The 18,248-nt window shown below is 61.3% G+C and carries 18 protein-coding genes; 4 read left to right on the forward strand and 14 right to left on the reverse strand.

What is annotated here, in order from left to right:
- Positions 1-62: 62 nt before the first annotated feature.
- Together HX783_RS28010 and HX783_RS28015 are read left to right on the forward strand one after the other, a co-directional pair.
- The gene (locus HX783_RS28010; protein ID WP_177019026.1) at positions 63-1,475 is read left to right on the forward strand and encodes an aspartate aminotransferase family protein; all 1,413 of its coding nucleotides are present in this window, start codon (positions 63-65) and stop codon (positions 1,473-1,475) included.
- Between the two features lie 83 nt (positions 1,476-1,558).
- Complete coding sequence (locus HX783_RS28015) at positions 1,559-1,783, forward strand: MbtH family protein (RefSeq protein WP_028617283.1); 225 nt, start codon at positions 1,559-1,561, stop codon at positions 1,781-1,783.
- A 115-nt stretch (positions 1,784-1,898) separates the two neighbouring features.
- Here the strand turns inward: HX783_RS28015 and HX783_RS28020 are convergent, their stop codons facing one another.
- The 8 genes from HX783_RS28020 to minC all read right to left on the reverse strand — a co-directional run bounded on the left by HX783_RS28020 (position 1,899) and on the right by minC (position 10,101).
- Complete coding sequence (locus HX783_RS28020) at positions 1,899-3,245, reverse strand: amidohydrolase (protein ID WP_177019027.1); 1,347 nt, start codon at positions 3,243-3,245, stop codon at positions 1,899-1,901.
- 16 nt (positions 3,246-3,261) lie between these two features.
- Positions 3,262-5,427, reverse strand: a complete 2,166-nt coding sequence (locus HX783_RS28025; RefSeq protein WP_177019028.1) for a mechanosensitive ion channel domain-containing protein — start codon at positions 5,425-5,427, stop codon at positions 3,262-3,264.
- Between the two features lie 72 nt (positions 5,428-5,499).
- Complete coding sequence (locus HX783_RS28030; protein ID WP_174245644.1) at positions 5,500-5,676, reverse strand: hypothetical protein; 177 nt, start codon at positions 5,674-5,676, stop codon at positions 5,500-5,502.
- A gap of 224 nt (positions 5,677-5,900) precedes the next feature.
- On the reverse strand, positions 5,901-7,190 hold the full coding sequence (locus HX783_RS28035) for a M18 family aminopeptidase (RefSeq protein WP_016970147.1): 1,290 nt from the start codon (positions 7,188-7,190) through the stop codon (positions 5,901-5,903).
- Between the two features lie 170 nt (positions 7,191-7,360).
- Positions 7,361-7,996 (reverse strand): RluA family pseudouridine synthase, encoded by a 636-nt coding sequence (locus tag HX783_RS28040; protein WP_034099399.1) that lies wholly within the window; start codon positions 7,994-7,996, stop codon positions 7,361-7,363.
- A gap of 96 nt (positions 7,997-8,092) precedes the next feature.
- Complete coding sequence (gene minE / locus HX783_RS28045; protein ID WP_003175252.1) at positions 8,093-8,347, reverse strand: cell division topological specificity factor MinE; 255 nt, start codon at positions 8,345-8,347, stop codon at positions 8,093-8,095.
- Positions 8,348-8,350: 3 nt separating this feature from the next.
- Positions 8,351-9,163 carry a septum site-determining protein MinD gene (gene minD, locus HX783_RS28050; protein WP_003209098.1) on the reverse strand — a complete coding sequence of 271 codons (813 nt, stop codon included), beginning with the start codon at positions 9,161-9,163 and terminating at the stop codon, positions 8,351-8,353.
- Between the two features lie 200 nt (positions 9,164-9,363).
- Positions 9,364-10,101, reverse strand: coding sequence for a septum site-determining protein MinC (gene minC / locus HX783_RS28055; protein WP_159958530.1), 738 nt, complete (start codon positions 10,099-10,101; stop codon positions 9,364-9,366).
- A gap of 117 nt (positions 10,102-10,218) precedes the next feature.
- Here minC and HX783_RS28060 point away from each other — a divergent pair, with 117 nt between their 5' ends.
- Together HX783_RS28060 and HX783_RS28065 are read left to right on the forward strand one after the other, a co-directional pair.
- Positions 10,219-11,154 carry a lipid A biosynthesis lauroyl acyltransferase gene (locus HX783_RS28060; protein WP_177019029.1) on the forward strand — a complete coding sequence of 312 codons (936 nt, stop codon included), beginning with the start codon at positions 10,219-10,221 and terminating at the stop codon, positions 11,152-11,154.
- A gap of 30 nt (positions 11,155-11,184) precedes the next feature.
- Complete coding sequence (locus HX783_RS28065) at positions 11,185-12,333, forward strand: patatin-like phospholipase family protein (RefSeq protein ID WP_177019030.1); 1,149 nt, start codon at positions 11,185-11,187, stop codon at positions 12,331-12,333.
- Positions 12,334-12,442: 109 nt separating this feature from the next.
- On the opposite strand, the gene HX783_RS28070 is transcribed toward HX783_RS28065, so the two are convergent.
- From HX783_RS28070 to alc, 6 genes are all read right to left on the reverse strand, one after another.
- Positions 12,443-13,228, reverse strand: coding sequence for an outer membrane protein OmpK (locus HX783_RS28070; protein WP_159958525.1), 786 nt, complete (start codon positions 13,226-13,228; stop codon positions 12,443-12,445).
- Positions 13,229-13,243: 15 nt separating this feature from the next.
- Complete coding sequence (locus HX783_RS28075) at positions 13,244-13,621, reverse strand: hypothetical protein (RefSeq protein ID WP_177019031.1); 378 nt, start codon at positions 13,619-13,621, stop codon at positions 13,244-13,246.
- 47 nt (positions 13,622-13,668) lie between these two features.
- On the reverse strand, positions 13,669-15,012 hold the full coding sequence (locus HX783_RS28080) for a nucleobase:cation symporter-2 family protein (RefSeq protein WP_159958523.1): 1,344 nt from the start codon (positions 15,010-15,012) through the stop codon (positions 13,669-13,671).
- A 225-nt stretch (positions 15,013-15,237) separates the two neighbouring features.
- The gene (locus HX783_RS28085) at positions 15,238-16,539 is read right to left on the reverse strand and encodes a urate hydroxylase PuuD (protein ID WP_159958521.1); all 1,302 of its coding nucleotides are present in this window, start codon (positions 16,537-16,539) and stop codon (positions 15,238-15,240) included.
- 51 nt (positions 16,540-16,590) lie between these two features.
- On the reverse strand, positions 16,591-17,094 hold the full coding sequence (locus HX783_RS28090; RefSeq protein WP_159958519.1) for an ureidoglycolate lyase: 504 nt from the start codon (positions 17,092-17,094) through the stop codon (positions 16,591-16,593).
- Positions 17,095-17,231: 137 nt separating this feature from the next.
- On the reverse strand, positions 17,232-18,227 hold the full coding sequence (gene alc / locus HX783_RS28095; protein WP_177019032.1) for an allantoicase: 996 nt from the start codon (positions 18,225-18,227) through the stop codon (positions 17,232-17,234).
- Between the last annotated feature and the right edge of the window lie 21 nt (positions 18,228-18,248).

Consider the following 18,248-nt stretch of genomic DNA (forward strand, 5'->3'; position numbering starts at 1 on the left):
AAATCCGCACATGTGCGGATCGGCAGTTTGGTCACCCCACCCGCGTATTGAGGGATCGAGAGATGTCAGTCGCTACCAGCCGTATCGAAGACGCCCCGGTGCACGCCAGCCCGGCACCCGTGGAAACGCTCTACCAGTTCGAAGAAACCCCGTTGCTGGCCCGCCAGCGCCAGCAGGAATCCAACGCTCGCAGTTACCCTCGGCGCATTCCCCTGGCGCTCAAACGCGCCAAGGGTATCTACGTGGAGGACGTGGAGGGTCGCAGTTTCATCGACTGCCTGGCCGGCGCCGGCACGTTGGCGTTGGGCCACAACCACCCGGTGGTGATCCAAGCCATTCAACAAGTGCTCAGCGACGAACTGCCCCTGCACACCCTCGACCTGACCACCCCGGTCAAAGACCAGTTCGTACAAGACCTGTTCGGCCTGTTGCCCGCTGAGCTGGCGCGGGAAGCGAAAATCCAGTTCTGCGGCCCTACCGGCACGGACGCCGTCGAAGCCGCGTTGAAGCTGGTGCGCACTGCCACCGGTCGCAGCACGGTGTTGTCCTTCCAGGGCGGTTATCACGGCATGAGCCAAGGCGCGCTGAGCCTGATGGGCAGCCTGGGGCCGAAAAAACCTTTGGGCGCCTTGCTCGGCAATGGCGTGCAATTCCTGCCGTATCCCTACGACTACCGTTGCCCCTTCGGCCTGGGCGGCGCGGAAGGTGTGCGGGTCAACCTGCATTACCTGGAAAACCTGCTCAATGACCCCGAAGCCGGGGTGTTGTTGCCGGCGGCGGTGATTGTCGAGGTGGTGCAGGGCGAGGGCGGTGTGATCCCCGCCGATCTCGACTGGCTGCGCGGCCTGCGGCGCATCACCGAGCAGGCGGGCGTGGCGTTGATCGTTGATGAAATCCAGAGTGGTTTCGGTCGCACCGGCAAAATGTTTGCCTTCGAACACGCCGGCATTATTCCGGATGTGGTGGTGATGTCCAAGGCCATCGGCGGCAGCTTGCCGTTGGCGGTGGTGGTGTATCGCGACTGGCTCGACACGTGGTTGCCGGGCGCGCATGCCGGGACGTTCCGGGGCAACCAGATGGCGATGGCGGCGGGTTCGGCGGTAATGCGCTACCTCAAGGAGCACGACCTGGCCGGCCACGCGGCGGCCATGGGCGAGCGTCTCGGTGAGCACCTGCGCATCCTGCAGCGCGACTTCCCGCAGTTGGGGGATATTCGTGGGCGCGGGCTGATGCTCGGCGTGGAACTGGTGGACCCGAACGGCGCGCCCGATAGCCAGGGCCACCCACCGGTGCATCGCCAACTGGCGCCGCTGGTGCAACGCGAATGCCTCAAGCGCGGCCTGATCCTGGAGCTGGGCGGGCGGCATGGCAGCGTCGTGCGCTTCTTGCCTCCGCTGGTCATCACCGCCGCCCAAATCGACCAGGTAGCCGAGATCTTCGGACGCGCCTTGGCGGCAGCGGTCGCCAGCCTCTAATTTTTCGCACGCTTGGTACGTTTCTACAGATATCAGCGCTGCGCGTGGTGCGCAGCCAGCCCTATAAGCGATGGAGAACAGCAATGACCTCAGTATTTGACCGCGACGACATCCTGTTTCAGGTAGTGGTCAACCACGAAGAACAGTATTCCATCTGGCCTGACTACAAGGCCGTGCCGGAAGGCTGGCGCACCGTGGGCAAGAGCGGCATGAAGAAAGAGTGCCTGGCTTACATCGAGGAAGTCTGGACGGATATGCGCCCATTGAGCCTGCGCCAGAAGATGGATGGCGCTGCGCTGGCTGGCTGACACGCTGCAAACCCAATGTGGGAGCGGGCTTGCCCGCGATGAGGGCGTATCAGTCTAACTATTCGGTGACTGATACACCGCTATCGCGGGCAAGCCCGCTCCCACATAAAAAGCCCTACTGCGGTGGGTTCGTGTACAGGTAATCCGTCGCCAACGACGCCAACGTTCTGACCCCCACCACCAACGCCGATTCATCCACGAAGAACCCCGGATTATGGTTCGGCGCCGCCTTGCTCATGTCCTGATCCCTCGGCGTCACCCCCAGGAACACAAACAGCCCCGGCGCTTCCTTGGCATAGAACGAGAAGTCCTCGGCACCGCCCACCAGCGGGCCTTGCACCACATCATCCTTGGCCGCCCAGCGCAGGCTCGGCAGCATTTTCTCGGTGAGTGCCGGGTTGTTGATGGTCGGGTCGTACTTCTCGATGATCGTGACTTCAGCCTTGGCGCCGCCACTTTCCGCGATTTTCTCCACGGTCTGGCGCACATCCGCGTGCAGCTTCTGGCGAATGCCGTAGTCGTATGAGCGAATGGTGCCGCTCATGTCCACCGACTCGGGGATGATGTTGTAGCGGGTGCCGCCATTGATGGTGCCGATGCTCACCACCGACGGAAATGACGAGATATCGGTGCGGCGGCTGACCACGGTTTGCAGGCCGACAATGGTCTGCGCGCCGACGGTGATCGGGTCGATGCCGTCCCAGGGGCGGCCGGCGTGGGTCTGCTTGCCGAGGATTTTGATGCGCAGGTCATCGGAGCTGGCCAGGGTCGGCCCCGGGCGATAAGCGATTTGCCCGGCGGGTACACCGGCCCACACATGCAGGCCGAATACGGCGTCTGGCTTGGGCGCTTTCATCACGCCTTCCTGCACCATCATCTTCGCGCCCCACGTATTTTTGCCGTCGGGGATAAAGTCGCTCGGGCCTTCTTCGGCCGGCTGGAAATAAAACACCACGGTGCCGGGCAGGCGGTCGCGCATGCCGGTGAGGATTTTTGCCGTGCTCAGCAGGATCGCGGTGTGGGCGTCGTGGCCGCAGGCGTGCATCACGTCGACTTCCTTGCCCAGGTAAGTGCCTTTGGCCTTGGAGGCGAACGGCAGGTCGGCGACTTCCTTGACCGGCAGTGCATCCATATCGGCACGCAGCGCAACGGTCGGGCCGGGCAGGGCGCCCTTCAAGATCGCGACGACGCCGGTGCGCGCCACGCCGGTTTTTACCTCAAGGCCCAGCTCGCGCAATTGCTTGGCAACCAGTTCGGCAGTGCGGGTTTCGGTGTTGCCCAGTTCAGGATGGGCATGGATATCGCGGCGGGTTTCCAGCAAGGCCGGTTCAAGGATTTTTGCCTGGGCGGCGATTTCCTCCCGGGCGCTCTCCTGGCCGCTGCTGGCGGCAATCACTGCACTGCTGGCTAGCCCGCAGAGCATGCCGAAAACCCATGGGTGTGTCAGACCGTTCAAACGCATAAGTACCTCTCCCTCTTTATTGTTGTGGTTCTTTCTCCTGCACGGTGCCGGCGGTGACCACCTGCACACTCAAGCGCGGTGTCGCCAGGTCGAGCCCGGCTTCATCCAGCTGACGCTTGAGCGCCAGGTTGAACGCCCGCGACACTTCCCACTGCTTGATCGGCGCGGTCTTGAACCGCGCCCGCAGGATCGCACTGCCGGACTCAAAGCTCTCCACGCCCTGAATCTCCAGCGGCGACCAGATGTTGCGGCGTTGCAGTGGGTCGTTGCGCATTTTCTGGCCGACATCGCGCATCAGTTTGATCGCGTCGTCGATTTCCATGTTGTAGGGGATCGCCACGCGGAAGATCGCATAGCCGAACTCGCGGGAGTAGTTCTTGATGCTCTTGATTTCGCTGAACGGAATGGTGTGCACAATGCCGTCGATGTCGCGCAGGCGCACGGTACGGATAGTCAGGCCCTCGACGGTGCCGAGGTGGCCGCCGACATCCACGTAGTCGTCGATGGCCAGCGAGTCTTCGATGATGATGAACAGGCCGGTGATCAAGTCCGCCACCAGCGACTGCGCACCAAAACCGATGGCGATACCGATCACACCGGCACCGGCCAGCAGCGGCGTAACGTTCATGCCCATGTTCGCCAGCGCCACGATGGCGGCGATGATAAAGATGGTCACGAACAGCACGTTGCGGATCAACGGCATCATCGTCTGTGCGCGCGCATTCGCCAGGCCTTTGCGCGAGCGGGTCAGGGCGTGGTGGATGGCGGTGTCGCTGAGGATCCAGATCAGCCAGGCAAACAACAGCGTGCCGCCAAGGCCAAACAGCTTGACGCTGATTTCATGGCCGTCGCCTTCGGTAAAGCGAATCATCGACAGGCCCCATACGCGCAGGCCGAGTTCGATAAACACCAGCCACACCACTAAGTGGGCCAGGGTATACACGAAGCTTTTCAGGCGGTCGGAGTACAGCGCGTGGCGCTTGTGCCCGCGTTGTGGCTTGAGCGCATGGCGGCGCACCAGGCCGTTGATGACCATGCACAACACCAGCAACACCGTGCACAACAATGACTGGCGCAAGGCGGTGCTGGTGTCGCCGGCGGACAGGAAGGTGGCGAACAGTGAGATGCCCACCAGCAACAATGCCGGCAAGTACCAGAAGGTGCCGATGATCGACAGGGTATCGGTGAGGGCACGGCGGGTAAGGCGCCGCGACAGCGGCTGGTTGCGGATCAGGTGCGCGATCGGCCGGCGGAAACGCAGGATAAACACGCCGGTGGACAGCGCCGCCATCACATTGGCGACCGTCGCCGCCGTGTGGGCCAGATGCTGGCCCAGGGCCGTTACCAGCCGTGGGTCGCTCAGGGCTTCGCCAAAGGCGGCGAAACTGCCGATCCACCACAACGGACGGAAGGCTTGGTGACGCAGGATATACAGCGCCCGGTGGCGGTGCGGGCCGTCGAGGACGGAGAAGGCAATCACACAGATCGCCGAGAAACAGGTGCCGACCACCAGCGCGTAAGCCAGCACCATCGCCAGGGATTTACCCAAAGACGAGGGCAGGGCGTAGCTCAGGTAAACGGTGATCACCAGGGCGATCAGCCACGGCCCCAACTTGCGCAGGGCGAAGCGCAGCATGTCCCAGGTGCGCGGGTGTTGCGGCAGTTCTTCGGGCAGGCCGAAACGTTCGCGTAGACGGTGGCTGAGCCAGATCAGCGCGGCGGCCAGCAGGCTCCACACGGCCAGGATCACGGCAAAGCCGAAAATGATCGGCAGCCATTCGCTGGCCGGCAGCATCAGCGCAGCGAGTTCATCCTTGGCCAGGTCGACTTCGTTGGACCAACGGCCCAGCGGGCTGTCGGCGCCGGAGAACTGCTGCTCAAGGCCGGACAGCGTACTGCCGATCAAGCCGAGCACGCCTTGTTCGGCGGCGGGTTGAGCCTTTTGCGTGGCTTCGCGCAGCTTCTTTAAATCGCTCAACAGCTGGGTGCGCTGCTGATCGTTCTCCAGGGTTTTGATCACCTCATCCAACGACTGCCCCAGCGGCACATCGGCCTGGGGTTGGGTCTTGTTGGTGCTGCCGAGCAGGCCGGGCAAGCTCACGGCGTGGGCAGGTGCGAGCGGCAGCAGCATCAGCAGGGTAATCAGGACGTAGCGGGGCAGGGCAAAAAGACGCGAGAGCACGAGGCGGTCAACCTTGAAAACGACGAATTGACCGAGTGTACGAGGCCGTTATGCCCAATGCGAGTGCATTTGTCATTCCGCCAGTTTGGCGAGGATTTTGTAAACCACCGTGCCCAGGATCAGCAGCATGCCGACCCACATGCCAAATACGCCCAGCGGCTTGTCACGAAAGTTGAAACCGGTCGCCAACAGGATCATGCCAATGATGATGGGGATGAGCATGGCGTGGAAGGAGGACATGGAGATCATGGGGCGACGGCCTTGTCGGAGTGGGAATAGTGACAAGTCTAGGCCGGATTACAAAAACTGCAGGTGATGCAGATCAGGTGTGCGCAAGACTAAATGTGGGGGCGGGCTTGCTCGCGAATGCGCAGTGTCAGTCACTGAATCTGCTGACTGACGTACCGCATTCGCGAGCAAGTCGAATCGTCGCACCGCCGCTCCCACATTTTTGATCGAGGTTACCCGCTGGATCAGGGCAGATCGCGGCTCGCATAGAACGCGCCCAACACCTTCACCAGATGCGCCAGGTCATGGCTGCCGCACAGTTCACGGATCGAGTGCATGGCAAATGTCGGCAGGCCGATGTCCACGGTGCGCACGCCCAGGTGGCTGGCGGTGATCGGGCCGATGGTCGAGCCGCAGCCCATGTCGCTGCGCACCACAAAGCTCTGCACCGGTACTTCCTGGGCCATGCACAGGTGGCGGAAGAACCCGGCGGTTTCGCTGTTGGTGGCGTAGCGCTGGTTGCTGTTGACCTTGATCACCGGGCCGGCGTTGAGTTTCGGGCCGTGGTTGGCGTCGTGTTTCTCGGCGTAGTTGGGGTGCACGCCGTGGGCATTGTCGGCAGACACCAACAGTGATTTCTGAATGGTGCGTACGAATTCATCACCTTCCGGCAACAGGCGGCGCAGGGTCTGTTCCAGCATCGGGCCGTCAGCGCCGCACGCGGAGCAGGAGCCGACTTCCTCGTGGTCATTGCACACCAGCACGCAGGTTTCGTCGGTTTCGCTGGTGAGCAAGGCTTGCAGCCCGGCGTAGCACGACAGCAGGTTGTCGAGGCGCGCCCCGGCGATAAAGTCGCCATTGAGGCCAATCACCGCCGCGCTTTGTGTGTCGTAGAAGCTCAACTCGTAGTCGAGCACCACGTCGGCGTTCAAACCATGCTCGCGTGCCAGCTGTTCGGTGAGCACGGCGCGGAAATCCACGCGCTCGTCACCGGCAAATTGCGCGAGGATCGGCGGCAGTTCGGTCTGGGCATTGATCGCCCACCCCTGGTTGGCTTCACGGTTCAGGTGAATGGCCAGGTTGGGGATGATCGCAATCGGCAGCTTGAAGTCGATCAACTGGCTCTCGACCTTGCCGTCGCGGCGGAAGGTCACGCGGCCGGCCAGCGACAGGTCGCGGTCGAACCACGGCGCCAGCAGCGCCCCGCCGTAGACTTCCACACCCAACTGCCAGAAACCCTGGCGTTGCAGCTCCGGCTGCGGCTTGACCCGCAGGCACGGGCTGTCGGTGTGGGCGCCGACCAGGCGAATCCCGCCCAGCAGCGGCGAGTGGCGGCCGAGCTTGAAGGCGATGATCGAGGAGTCGTTGCGGGTGACGTAATAGCGCCCGTTGGCCTCGGTGGCCCAGGTTTCGCGCTCGTCGAGGCGTTGGTAACCGGCCGCTTCCAGGCGCTGGGCGAGGGCGGCAGTGGCATGAAAAGGAGTAGGGGAGGCCTTGAGGAAGTCGATCAGGCCTTGATTCAACGCTTCGCGCATAAATAGCTCCAGACAGCAATGCGCGGAGTTTACCGTTCGATGGCCATAAGTGCACATTACAAATGTGGGAGCGGGCTTGCTCGCGAATGCGGTGTGTCAGTCACTGAATGTGTATCTGATACACCGCATTCGCGAGCAAGCCCGCTCCCACATTTAATGCATTGCCAACTTTAGAACGGGGCAGGGCACTCAAAGCGCAAACGCTCGCCACTTTGCGGGTGGGTAAAGCTCAACATGCTCGCATGCAGGCACAAGCGCGGCCACGCGGCCAGGGCTTGCTCATGGGCGTACAGACCATCACCGAGCAGCGGGTGGCCGATCGACAGCATGTGCACGCGCAACTGGTGTGAACGCCCGGTGATCGGCGTCAGCTCGACGCGGCACCAATCGCCGCAACGTTCCAGTACCTTCCAGAAGGTCAGCGCGTGCTTGCCGAACTCGTGGTCGACCACATGCCGGGGTTTGGTCGGCGGGTCGTAGCGCAGGGGCAGGTCGATGCTGCCGCTGTCCAGTGCCGGCTGGCCCCAGGCCAAGGCGGTGTAGGCTTTTTCGGTTTCGCGGTCGTGAAACTGGCGCGACAGTTCGCGGTGGGTGTCGGCGTCCCGCGCGAGCAGGATGATCCCCGAGGTTTCCCAGTCCAGGCGATGGACAATGCGGGCTTCGGGGTAGCCGTTTTCCTGCAGGCGGGTGATCAGGCAATCCTTGTTGTCATCGGCGCGGCCAGGCACCGAGAGCAGCAGGGTCGGCTTGTTCACCACCAGGACGGCGTCGTCCTGATACAGGATATGGATATTGGACAGCGGCATTAAACAGCCTCGTAACAAACGCCAACGGCGGCTCGCCCACCCGGATCCCAAAAAGGGATCAAGGTGACCGAGCCGCCGTGGCAGCCGCCTTTTCGATTAACGATCAGGCAGGGTGATATTGAGTTCCAGAATCGAGCAGCTGCCGTCGTTTTCAAGGGCGACATGCACGTCATCGTTGCCGATATTGACGTACTTGCGGATCACCTCGACCAGTTCCTTCTGCAAGGCTGGCAGGTAGTCCGGGGTGCTGCGTTGGCCGCGTTCGTGCGCCACGATGATCTGTAGACGCTCTTTCGCTACCGACGCGGTACTTGGCTTTTTGTTGGCGCGAAAGAAGTCGAGAAATTTCATTGTTTAGTTGCCTCCAAAGATACGCTCGAAGAATCCCTTCTTCTTAACATCGAGGAAGCGATGTTCCACGGTCTTGCCCAGCAAGCGATCAACCGCATCGCTGTACGCCTGGCCGGCGTCGCTCTGGTCGTCAAGAATCACCGGAACACCTTGGTTGGAAGCCTTGAGGACCGCCTGGGATTCTGGAATCACGCCCAGCAGGGTCACTGCGAGGATTTCCTTCACGTCTTCAACACCGAGCATTTCGCCATTGCTGACGCGCTCCGGGTTGTAACGGGTGAGCAGCAAGTGCTCCTTGATCGGGTCTTCACCTTTTTCGGCGCGCTGGGACTTGCTGGCCAACAGGCCGAGCATGCGGTCCGAGTCACGTACCGAGGACACTTCAGGGTTGGTCACCACGATGGCTTCATCGGCGAAGTACATCGCCAGGTGAGCACCGGTTTCGATACCGGCCGGGGAGTCGCACACCACGTATTCGAAGGTTTCTTTCAGCTCAGCGAGAACTTTGCCCACGCCTTCTTTGGTCAGCGCGTCTTTGTCGCGGGTCTGGCTGGCGGCCAGTACATACAGGTTCTCAAGACGCTTGTCCTTGATCAGGGCCTGTTGCAGGTTGGCTTCGCCGTTCACCACGTTGACGAAGTCGTACACCACGCGGCGTTCGCAGCCCATGATCAGGTCGAGGTTACGCAAACCGACGTCGAAGTCGACGATAACTGTCTTGTGGCCGCGCAGAGCGAGGCCGGTACCGATAGCGGCGCTGGTGGTGGTCTTACCCACACCACCCTTGCCGGATGTAACCACGAGAATCTTGGCCAAGGTGTTTCACCCCTAAGGAAAAAGGACTTTTCAGTCCCTGAAAAACATCTCTTGGAACTCGCCGCAGGCGGACAGCCTTTGTAGGAAAAAGATGTGGTTTCCATGGGGAAACGCCAACTTCCAATTATTCCTACGCAAGTCTTGCCGGTTTCGCTTTGCTATCAGAGTCTAGAGATGCTTGGAAAATGCGGCAGTATCCGTTAAAGACGGATGATGTTCAACACATCGCCCGACAGGCTGACTTGTACCCCGGCCCCCCACAGTGGATCACGGCGCAAATCTTCTGAAACCTTGTACTGGCCTGCGATGGACACTAGCTCAGCGGTCAACTGCTGGCAAAAAATACGCGCCTTGGTATCACCCTTGATGCCGGCGAGGGCACGTCCGCGCATCGGGCCGTATACATGGATATTGCCATCGGCGAGAAGTTCCGCACCGGGGCTGACCGGGGCGATCACCACCAGGTCGCCGCCCTGGGCGTAAATCTGCTGCCCGCCGCGTACGGGAGAGGTGATGATCTTTGTGGGCTTGATCGTCGGCTCGGGTGGTTTTTCCGGTTTTTTCTTCACTTCACCTTCGGTCGGGTCGAGCGGACGCTCGCGGGCACCGGACGGTGGCAATACTGGCAACTCAATGGCGATTGCCGCAGCAATGTCTTCGATACGGCTGGCGCGAATCGCCAGGGTGCGTAAACCATGCGAGCGGCAGACGCGCATCAGGCCAGGCAAATCAATCGCGCCCTGGCCGGCCGGGAGTTTGTCCAGGGCCAGCACCAGCGGGGCATTGTTGAAAAAGTTAGGCGCCAGGGCGACCTTGGCGGCCAGTTGGCGGTCCAGGGCGTCGAGGTCATTGCGGGCCAGTTCCAGCACGGTGATGGCGAGCATGCTGCCTTTCAGCTGGAACACGGGATCTTGGTCTAGCGGTTCGGTTTGGCTCATGGTCGGCAAAAGCGGCTTGTCACGAAAAGTGTCGAGACTTATAACGAGAACATCCACGGGCCGCAAGCCGAGTCGAACGTTGTAGAATGCGCGGCCCTGTCTTTACCGGAATCTGTAATGGATCGCCCGCGTTTTCGAGCTGTATTTTTTCACCCGCGTTTTTGGCTGCTATGGCTGGGACTCGGCCTGCTGTGGCTGATCACTCAGTTGCCGTACCGCGCGCTATTGACCATTGGTCGCTTATTAGGCGCGGGCATGTACCGCGTGGCCGGCGAACGTCGCCGCATCGCCGCACGCAACCTGGAACTGTGCTTCCCGGAAAAATCCGCCAAGGAGCGCAAGAGGCTGCTCAAGGAAAACTTCGCCTCCACCGGCATCGCCTTCTTTGAAATGGCCATGAGCTGGTGGTGGTCGCGCCCGCGCCTGGCGCGCCTGGCGCATGTCGAAGGGCTTGAGCACCTCAAGCAGGCGCAGTTGGATGGCAAGGGCGTGATCCTCATGGCCCTGCATTTCACCACCCTGGAAATCGGCGCGGCGTTGCTCGGCCAAAAACACACCATCGATGGCATGTACCGCGAGCACGGCAACCCGCTGTTCGACTTCATCCAGCGCCGTGGCCGCGAGCGGCACAACCTTGACTCCCTGGCCATCGAGCGCGAAGACGTGCGCGGCATGCTCAAGCTGCTGCGCGCCGGCCGTGCCATCTGGTATGCGCCGGACCAGGACTACGGCGCCAAGCAAAGCGTCTTCGTGCCGCTGTTCGGCATTCAGGCCGCCACCGTCACCGCCACCAGCAAGTTCGCACGCCTGGGCAAGGCGCTGGTGGTGCCGTTCACCCAGGAACGCCTGGCTGACGGCAGTGGTTACCGCCTGGTGATCCACCCGCCGTTGACCGACTTCCCCGGCGAAACCGATGAGATCGACTGCCTGCGCATCAACCAGTGGGTCGAAGCCTCCGTACGTGAATGCCCCGAGCAATACCTGTGGACCCACCGGCGCTTCAAGAGCCGGCCGCCGGGTGAGCCTAAGCTGTACGAAAAACGCCGTCGATAACACCTACTGTTCGCCACATGGAGTGATGCAATGCGCCCAGCTGAACCGGTCACAGGCTTGATTCTTTCCGGCGGCGGGGCGCGAGCGGCGTATCAGGTGGGCGTTTTGGCGGCGATTGCCGAGTTGCTGCCAGCGGGGGCGCCGAACCCTTTTCCGGTGATCGTCGGCACGTCGGCAGGGGCGATCAATGCGGTGAGCCTGGCCAGCGGGGCGACTGATTTCAAAGCCGCCATCGAGCGTCTGACGGCGTTCTGGCAGGGCTTTCGCAGCCACCTGGTGTTGCGCAGCGACTGGCCTGGCGTGATCCGCCAGGCCAGTCGTTTCCTGATCCACAGCCTGCTCGGCCTGGGCGCGCCGGTGCCGGTGGCGTTGCTCGACAGCACGCCGCTGCGCGCGCTGCTCAAAGACAAACTGCACCTGGACGGGATCGACGCGGCCATCCGCAACAACCACCTGCATGCCGTCGCGGTCACGGCCTTCGGTTATGAGTCCGGGCAAGCGGTGACCTTCTATCAGGGCGGCGGCACCATCAATGCCTGGCTGCGCCATCGGCGCATCGGCATGCCGACCCAACTGACGGTTGAGCATCTGCTGGCCAGTTCGGCCATTCCCTTGCTGTTCGCGCCGGTCAAGCTCGACCAGGAATACTTCGGCGATGGCGCAGTGCGCCAGTCCGCGCCGATCAGCCCGGCGTTGCACCTGGGCGCCAGCCGCGTGCTGGTGGTGGGCGTAAGCGGCAACCCACGCGGCAATGAACCTGCGACGCAACGCACGTACACCGGCCAGGAACCGACCCTGGCGCAGATTGGTGGGCACATGCTCAACAGCACGTTTATTGACAGCCTGGAAAGTGATATCGAATTGCTTGAGCGTTTGAACCAGTTCAGTCATGTCTTGCCGGCGGACGCGGCGATACAGGGGTTGGCGCCGGTGGAGGTATTGGTGATTGCGCCGAGCCAGCCGATCGACGAGATCGCCGCGCGCCATCGCCAGGAGTTACCGGCGGCGTTGCGCCTGTTCCTGCGTGGGCCGGGAGCGACCAAGACCAGTGGGGCAGGGGTGCTGAGTTACCTGCTGTTCGAGGCGGGGTATTGCAGCGAGTTGATTGAGTTGGGCAGGAAGGATGCGTTGGCCAAGCGTGAGGAATTGTCCAAATTCCTCGGGCTTACGGTGAACTAAATGTGGGAGCGGGCTTGCTCGCGAAGGCGGTGGATCAGTCAGCAGATTCAGTGACTGACACACCGCCTTCGCGAGCAAGCCCGCTCCCACATTTGTTTTGCAGTGTTATTTAGAAATGGTACTTGACCAGGAAGCTCGCGGTGTCCTGGTTAGTTTTGAACGCGCCGGAATCTTCGATCCCGTACTTGTTCTTCCAGTAGTCGTATTCAAAACCCACGTACAACTGTTTTTCGCTCCAGTGCAGCGCCTTGCCCAGGTCATATTTAACCTGCGGGTTGAAGTGCAGGTTGGCGTGATAAGTGCCACGGGCGTTCTTGTCGTTGTCCACCACCCAGTCCATGAAACCGTCGATCAACACGTTGGAGTTGCCCACCGGGATGGTGTACGACCAGACCGGGGTGATCTGCCAGACGCCGTCACCCGGCCGATTGCCTTCGGTCTGGCGTTGGTAGAAGTTCAACTGGAAGTAGTCGAAACCGGGGATGTTCAAGTCAAAGCCCGGGCCCAGCAAGTACGACTCGTTATCGCCTTCGCCGAACTCGTAAGTGAACGCCAGCAACACATCTTTGATTGGGCCGAATGACAGGTCTTTGTCGAAAATCTTGCCGAACGACAGGCGCGGGCTGAACTCGCCGTAGTAAGTACTTGGGCCGACGTTGCCGTCTTCCTTGCCGTTGTAAAAGATGCGGTCGACGAACAGGAAGTTGTCGCCGTACTTCCAGGCGTCGGCATGTTCGAAGGTGACGGTTTGCTGAATCTGCGGGTTGACGGTGAAGTTCTTGCCCCACAGGTAAGTCAGGCTGTTGTTCTGCCACTGCAACAAGTCGCCGGCCATGGCTTGGCCACCGGCCAGCAGCGATCCCGCCAGCATCAGGCCTTTCAACATAGGTTTCATTCGGTTGCTCCCGAGTCAAAGTTTTATGGTTGTTTTTCTACGCAGGCGCTCTGGTGTGGCGCCTTTTGGTTCGCTGCAAAAATCGTCTGTTTGGTCAGCTTTAATGCTTTTAGCAAGAGCTGCGCCAAGGTGTTTAAAAAGCCAATAAAACGCCTTCGTCTGCACTTGATGCAGTCGATTGCGCAGGTTCTTTAGTGCACGTTGGCCGCAGACACGGGGCCAGGATAAGTTGGCCCTGCAGTCAGCTTTTACATTCGCTGTTTTTTTTTGAGTCGATTCGAGCGGGCGCGGAGAATACTGGCTCTCAGGCCTTGGCTCAAGTGCGCTGTTAGAGAGCGCGTGGGGCAAGAATGGGGCGCGGCTTGTGGCCTGCCCCAGGTCAATGGTGTGCATGAGGGGTTTACCTGTTCGTTATTATTTTTGTTAAGAGCAGGAACGCATCAGTGTGTAGAGGCGACGACGGGTCGTTCAGCCCCGCCGAGGATGTTGAACAGTACATTCAGCGACAACGCGCTGAGGGTGGCCATGGCGATCCCGCTGTGGGTAATCGGGCTCATCCATAGCGGCAGTTGCGCGAAGAACTCCGGACGCACCACCGGGATCAGGCCCATGCCGATGCTCACCGCCACCAGCAACTGGTTGCGGCGGTCGGCGATGTCGGCTTCCTGGAGGATCTTGATGCCAGTGGCCGCGACCATGCCGAACATGGCAATCGCTGCACCGCCAAGCACCGCCGGTGGAATCGACGCCACCAGGAAGGCGGCTTTGGGCAGCAGGCTGAGCACAATCAAAAACGCGCCGGCCATGATCGTCACCGAACGGCAGCGCACGCCGGTCATCTGCACCAGGCCGATATTTTGCGCGAACGAGGAATGGGTAAAGGTGTTGAAGAAACCGGCAAAAAACGACGCGCCGGCATCACACAGCAAGCCACGGCGCAGCATCTTTGGCGTGACCTCCTGGCCGGTGATCTTGCCCAGCGCGAGGAACATGCCGGTGGACTCGACGAAGATAATGACGACCACCAGGCACATCGACAGGATGGGCGCCAACTCGAATTTGGGCATGCCAAAGTGCAGCGGCGTCACCACCTGCACCCACGGCGCCTGGGCCAGGCCGCTGAGGTCGACCATGCCGAGCATGCCGCACAAGCCGTAGCCGAGGGCCATGCCGATCAGCACCGAGATATTCACCCAGAAGCCGCGCATGAAGCGGTTGATCAGCAGGATGGTGCCCAGTACCAACGCGGCAATCGCCAGGTAAACCGGCGAGCCAAAGGTGGCGGCAGCACTGCCGCCTCCCGCCCAGTTCACGGCCACCGGAAACAGCGACAGGCCGATGGCGGTGATGACGGTGCCGGTGACCAAGGGTGGGAAAAAGCGCACGACCTTGGACATGAACGGCGCGATCAGCAGGCCGAAGAAACCGGCGGCGATCGTCGCACCAAAGATGCCCTGCAAGCCGATACCGGGCATGCCGGCCATGGCGACCATGCTGCCGACGGCGGCGAAACTGGCGCCCATCATCACCGGCATGCGAATGCCCACCGGGCCGATGCCGAACGACTGCACCATGGTGGCGATGCCCGCCACCAGCAGGTCGGCGTTGATCAGAAAGGCGATTTCTTCACGGCCGAGGCCCGCGGCCTGGCCAATAATCAGGGGCACCGCGACGGCGCCGCCGTACATCAGCAAGACGTGTTGCAGGCCTACCAGAATCAGTTGCAAGAGGGGCAGCCGCACCATCGCGGGCACGGCAGGAGTCTGCGGTTCTAACTGGGACATGCAACACCTCGGATCTTTTTATTTTTGTGTTGTTTGGCATTCAATTGCCATTTGAAACGCAATCATCAGAGCAACGCTGATCTCAAATGTGGGAGCTGGCCTGTGTGGGAGCTGGCTTGCCTGCGATGCAAGCACCTCGGTGAATCAGGTCTACCGAGGTGATGCGATCGCAGGCAAGCCAGCTCCCACACAAGCCCTTCACACATTTGGATTTGCATCAGGCTGTCAGTTGGTGCGCGCTCCCTGATTGATCCAGGTGCCAATCAAATCCCGCTCCTGCTGGGTCATCTGGGTGATGTTGCCCAGCGGCATGATCTGGCTGGCCACGGCCTGCGCTTGAATGCGCGCGGCCTGCTGCTGGATCTGCGCCGGGGTGTCGAACATCACGCCGGCCGGCGCGGTGCTGAACAGCGGGCTGGTGGGCTTGGCCGAATGGCACACGGCGCAGCGTTCCTGGATCACTCCGTGCACCTTGTCGAAATCAATCGACGCCTGGGCGGGCGCAGGTGCCGCAGCAGGTGCTGCCGGGGCGGCTGGCGCGGCGGGTTTGAGGCCACCACCCAGCGCGGTTTCCGGCAACGGCTGGTACTCGATGGCCGCCGGTGCCTTGGCCACGTCCGGTGCAGTCGCCACGGGTTTCGGGCCGGTCACGTAGGCCAGGCAAATCATCGCCAACGCGCCCACCGGCAAGGTCCACGCATACTTCTGGCTGTTGTGACGGGTGTTGAAGTAGTGACGCACCAACACCGCCGCCACCGCGATCCCGGCCAGGATCAGCCAGTTGTATTGGCTGCCGTAGGTGCTCGGGAAGTGGTTGCTGATCATGATGAACAGCACCGGCAAGGTGAAGTAGTTGTTGTGCCGTGAGCGCAGCAACCCCTTGGCCGGCAGGGCCGGGTCCGGCGTGCGGTTCTCGGCGATCGCCGCCACCAGCGCACGCTGCGCCGGCATGATGATGCGGAATACGTTACCGACCATGATGGTGCCGATCACCGCACCCACGTGCAGGTAGGCGCCACGGCCGCTGAACACTTTGCTGAAGCCGTACGCGGCGGCAATCAACAGCACGAACAGGATCAAACCGAGCAGGGCAGGGCGTTTGCCCAGGGCCGAGTCGCAGAGGAAGGAGTAGATGAACCAGCCGACGAACAGTGAGCCGAGGCCCAGCAGTACGCCTTCGGGGCCACTGAGGCTGCTGCCTGGGGCCAGCAGGTACAAGGTCGGGTTGGCGTAGAACACCACGCACAGCAGCGCGATGCCTGACATCCAGGTGAAATAGGCTTCCCATTTGAACCAGTGCAGGTTGTCCGGCATGGTCGGTGGGGCCAGTTTGTATTTTTCCAGGTGGTAGATACCGCCACCGTGGATCGCCCACAAGTCACCGGCCAGGCCGTCCTTGGGGTTGACGCGATTGAGGTTGTTTTCCAGCCAGACGAAGTAGAACGAAGCGCCGATCCAGGCGACGCCAGTGATCATGTGAACCCAGCGCACGCTCAGGTTCAGCCATTCCATCAAATGTGCTTCCACAGTCTTTACCTCTCGCCTGTCACCCTTGTTGTCGGGTGATCAGACCTTCTCTTATTGGTGGGGGGCGAGGATCAACCGCTCATCCTCTTTGAAAAAATGCTCATCGCAGTTATTGCCTGTGCCACTGCGATCAACCACCAGGAAGTCATCCCGCTTTTCGATCGTCAGCACCGGGTGGTGCCAGACGCCGCGATGGTAATTAATGCCCTGCCTGCCGTTGGTAACGAAGGCGCGGACCAAGCCCGATACAGGTGCATCGCCAAGTGGCGCGACCACGATCAGAAAGGGGTTGCCGAGCAGCGGTATGAAGGCCTGGCTGCCCAGCGGGTGTCTCTCCAGCATGCACACGGTCAGCGGCATAGCCAGCGCGTCGGCGCGGAAGATGCTGATGATCGCGTTGTCTTCAGGCTGTGCGGTTTCTACCGTTGCCAGCTTGTGAAAGCGCATGGTCGACCCGTTGTTGATCATGAAGTGATCGCTGCCATCGGTTTCGATGACGTCTCCGAAAGGGGCGAAGGCTTCTTTGGTCAGGGGTTCGATCATCAGTGTGCGCATGGCTGTCTCTTATCCGAGTTCTGTGGATCGTTCCCACGCTCTGCGTGGGAACGCCGCCCTGGACGCTCTGCGTCCGCTCTTGTGACGCAGAGCGTCACGGTATGAATTCCCACGCGGAGCGTGGGAACGATCGGGTGTTATTTCGCGACCTTACCGAGAACGCGCAAACGGCTCACACCACCATCCGGGAACACATTCAAGCGGATATGGGTAATCGGCCCCAGCGCCTTGATCTGCTCGGCAAACGTATGTTCGGCGTGCATTTCCAGTTTCTGTGCCGGCAGCAGTTCGCGCCAGAACAGCGATTGGGTTTCGATCTGGCTGTCGGTGCCGCCCTTCACGAACGCGCCCTGGATCGAGCAAGTGTCCGGGTAGTTGCCTTTGAAGTGCAGGGTGTCGACGATGATTTTCTCGATCTCGCCGGGGTGGCCCAGCGCGACGATCACCCAGTCATTGCCCGGCGTGCGACGACGTGCGGTTTCCCAGCCGTCGCCCATGTTGATGCCACGGCCTGGGTTGAGGATATTGCTCATGCGGCCGAAGTGTTCATCGGAACAGGCCAGGGCGCGACCGCCGTTCAAGGCTGCAGCCAGGTCGACCTGCTCGTTGTCACCCACCGAGGACCAGTCGCGGAACGGCACGCCGTACACACGCAAGCGGGCCACGCCGCCATCCGGGTAGATGTTGAAGCGCAGGTGGCTGAACGCCTTGTCGTTGCTGATCTCGTGGTAGTGGTGGCTGTTGCCTTGCAGCTCGACGGCCGACAGCACTTCCACCCATTGGGTGTTTTCATCAGGGTCGCCCGAGGCCAGGAAGCAGGCTTCCAGGGAGGCCGACGGCGGGTAGTTGCCGGTGAAGAATGAAGTGTCGATGTCCACGCCTTTGATCGAGCCCGGTACGCCCAGGCGGATCACCGCACTGTCGTAGCCTTCGAAGCGCTTGCGGCGCGATTCCCAGCCGTCCATCCACTTGCCGTTGTCATCGAAAACGCCCTCCTTCCACACGGCCGGGGTCGGCTGGAACAGGCGGTTGGCGTCAGCGAACCAGTCATCGGTCACCGAAAGGATCTTGGTGCCCAGACGCGCGTCGGCCAGGTTGACGAACTTCTCGAAAGGTACGGCGTAAGCTTTCATTCTTCTTGTCTGCCTTAGATA

This window comes from Pseudomonas sp. D2002 (assembly GCF_013385735.1).
Lineage (GTDB): Bacteria > Pseudomonadota > Gammaproteobacteria > Pseudomonadales > Pseudomonadaceae > Aquipseudomonas.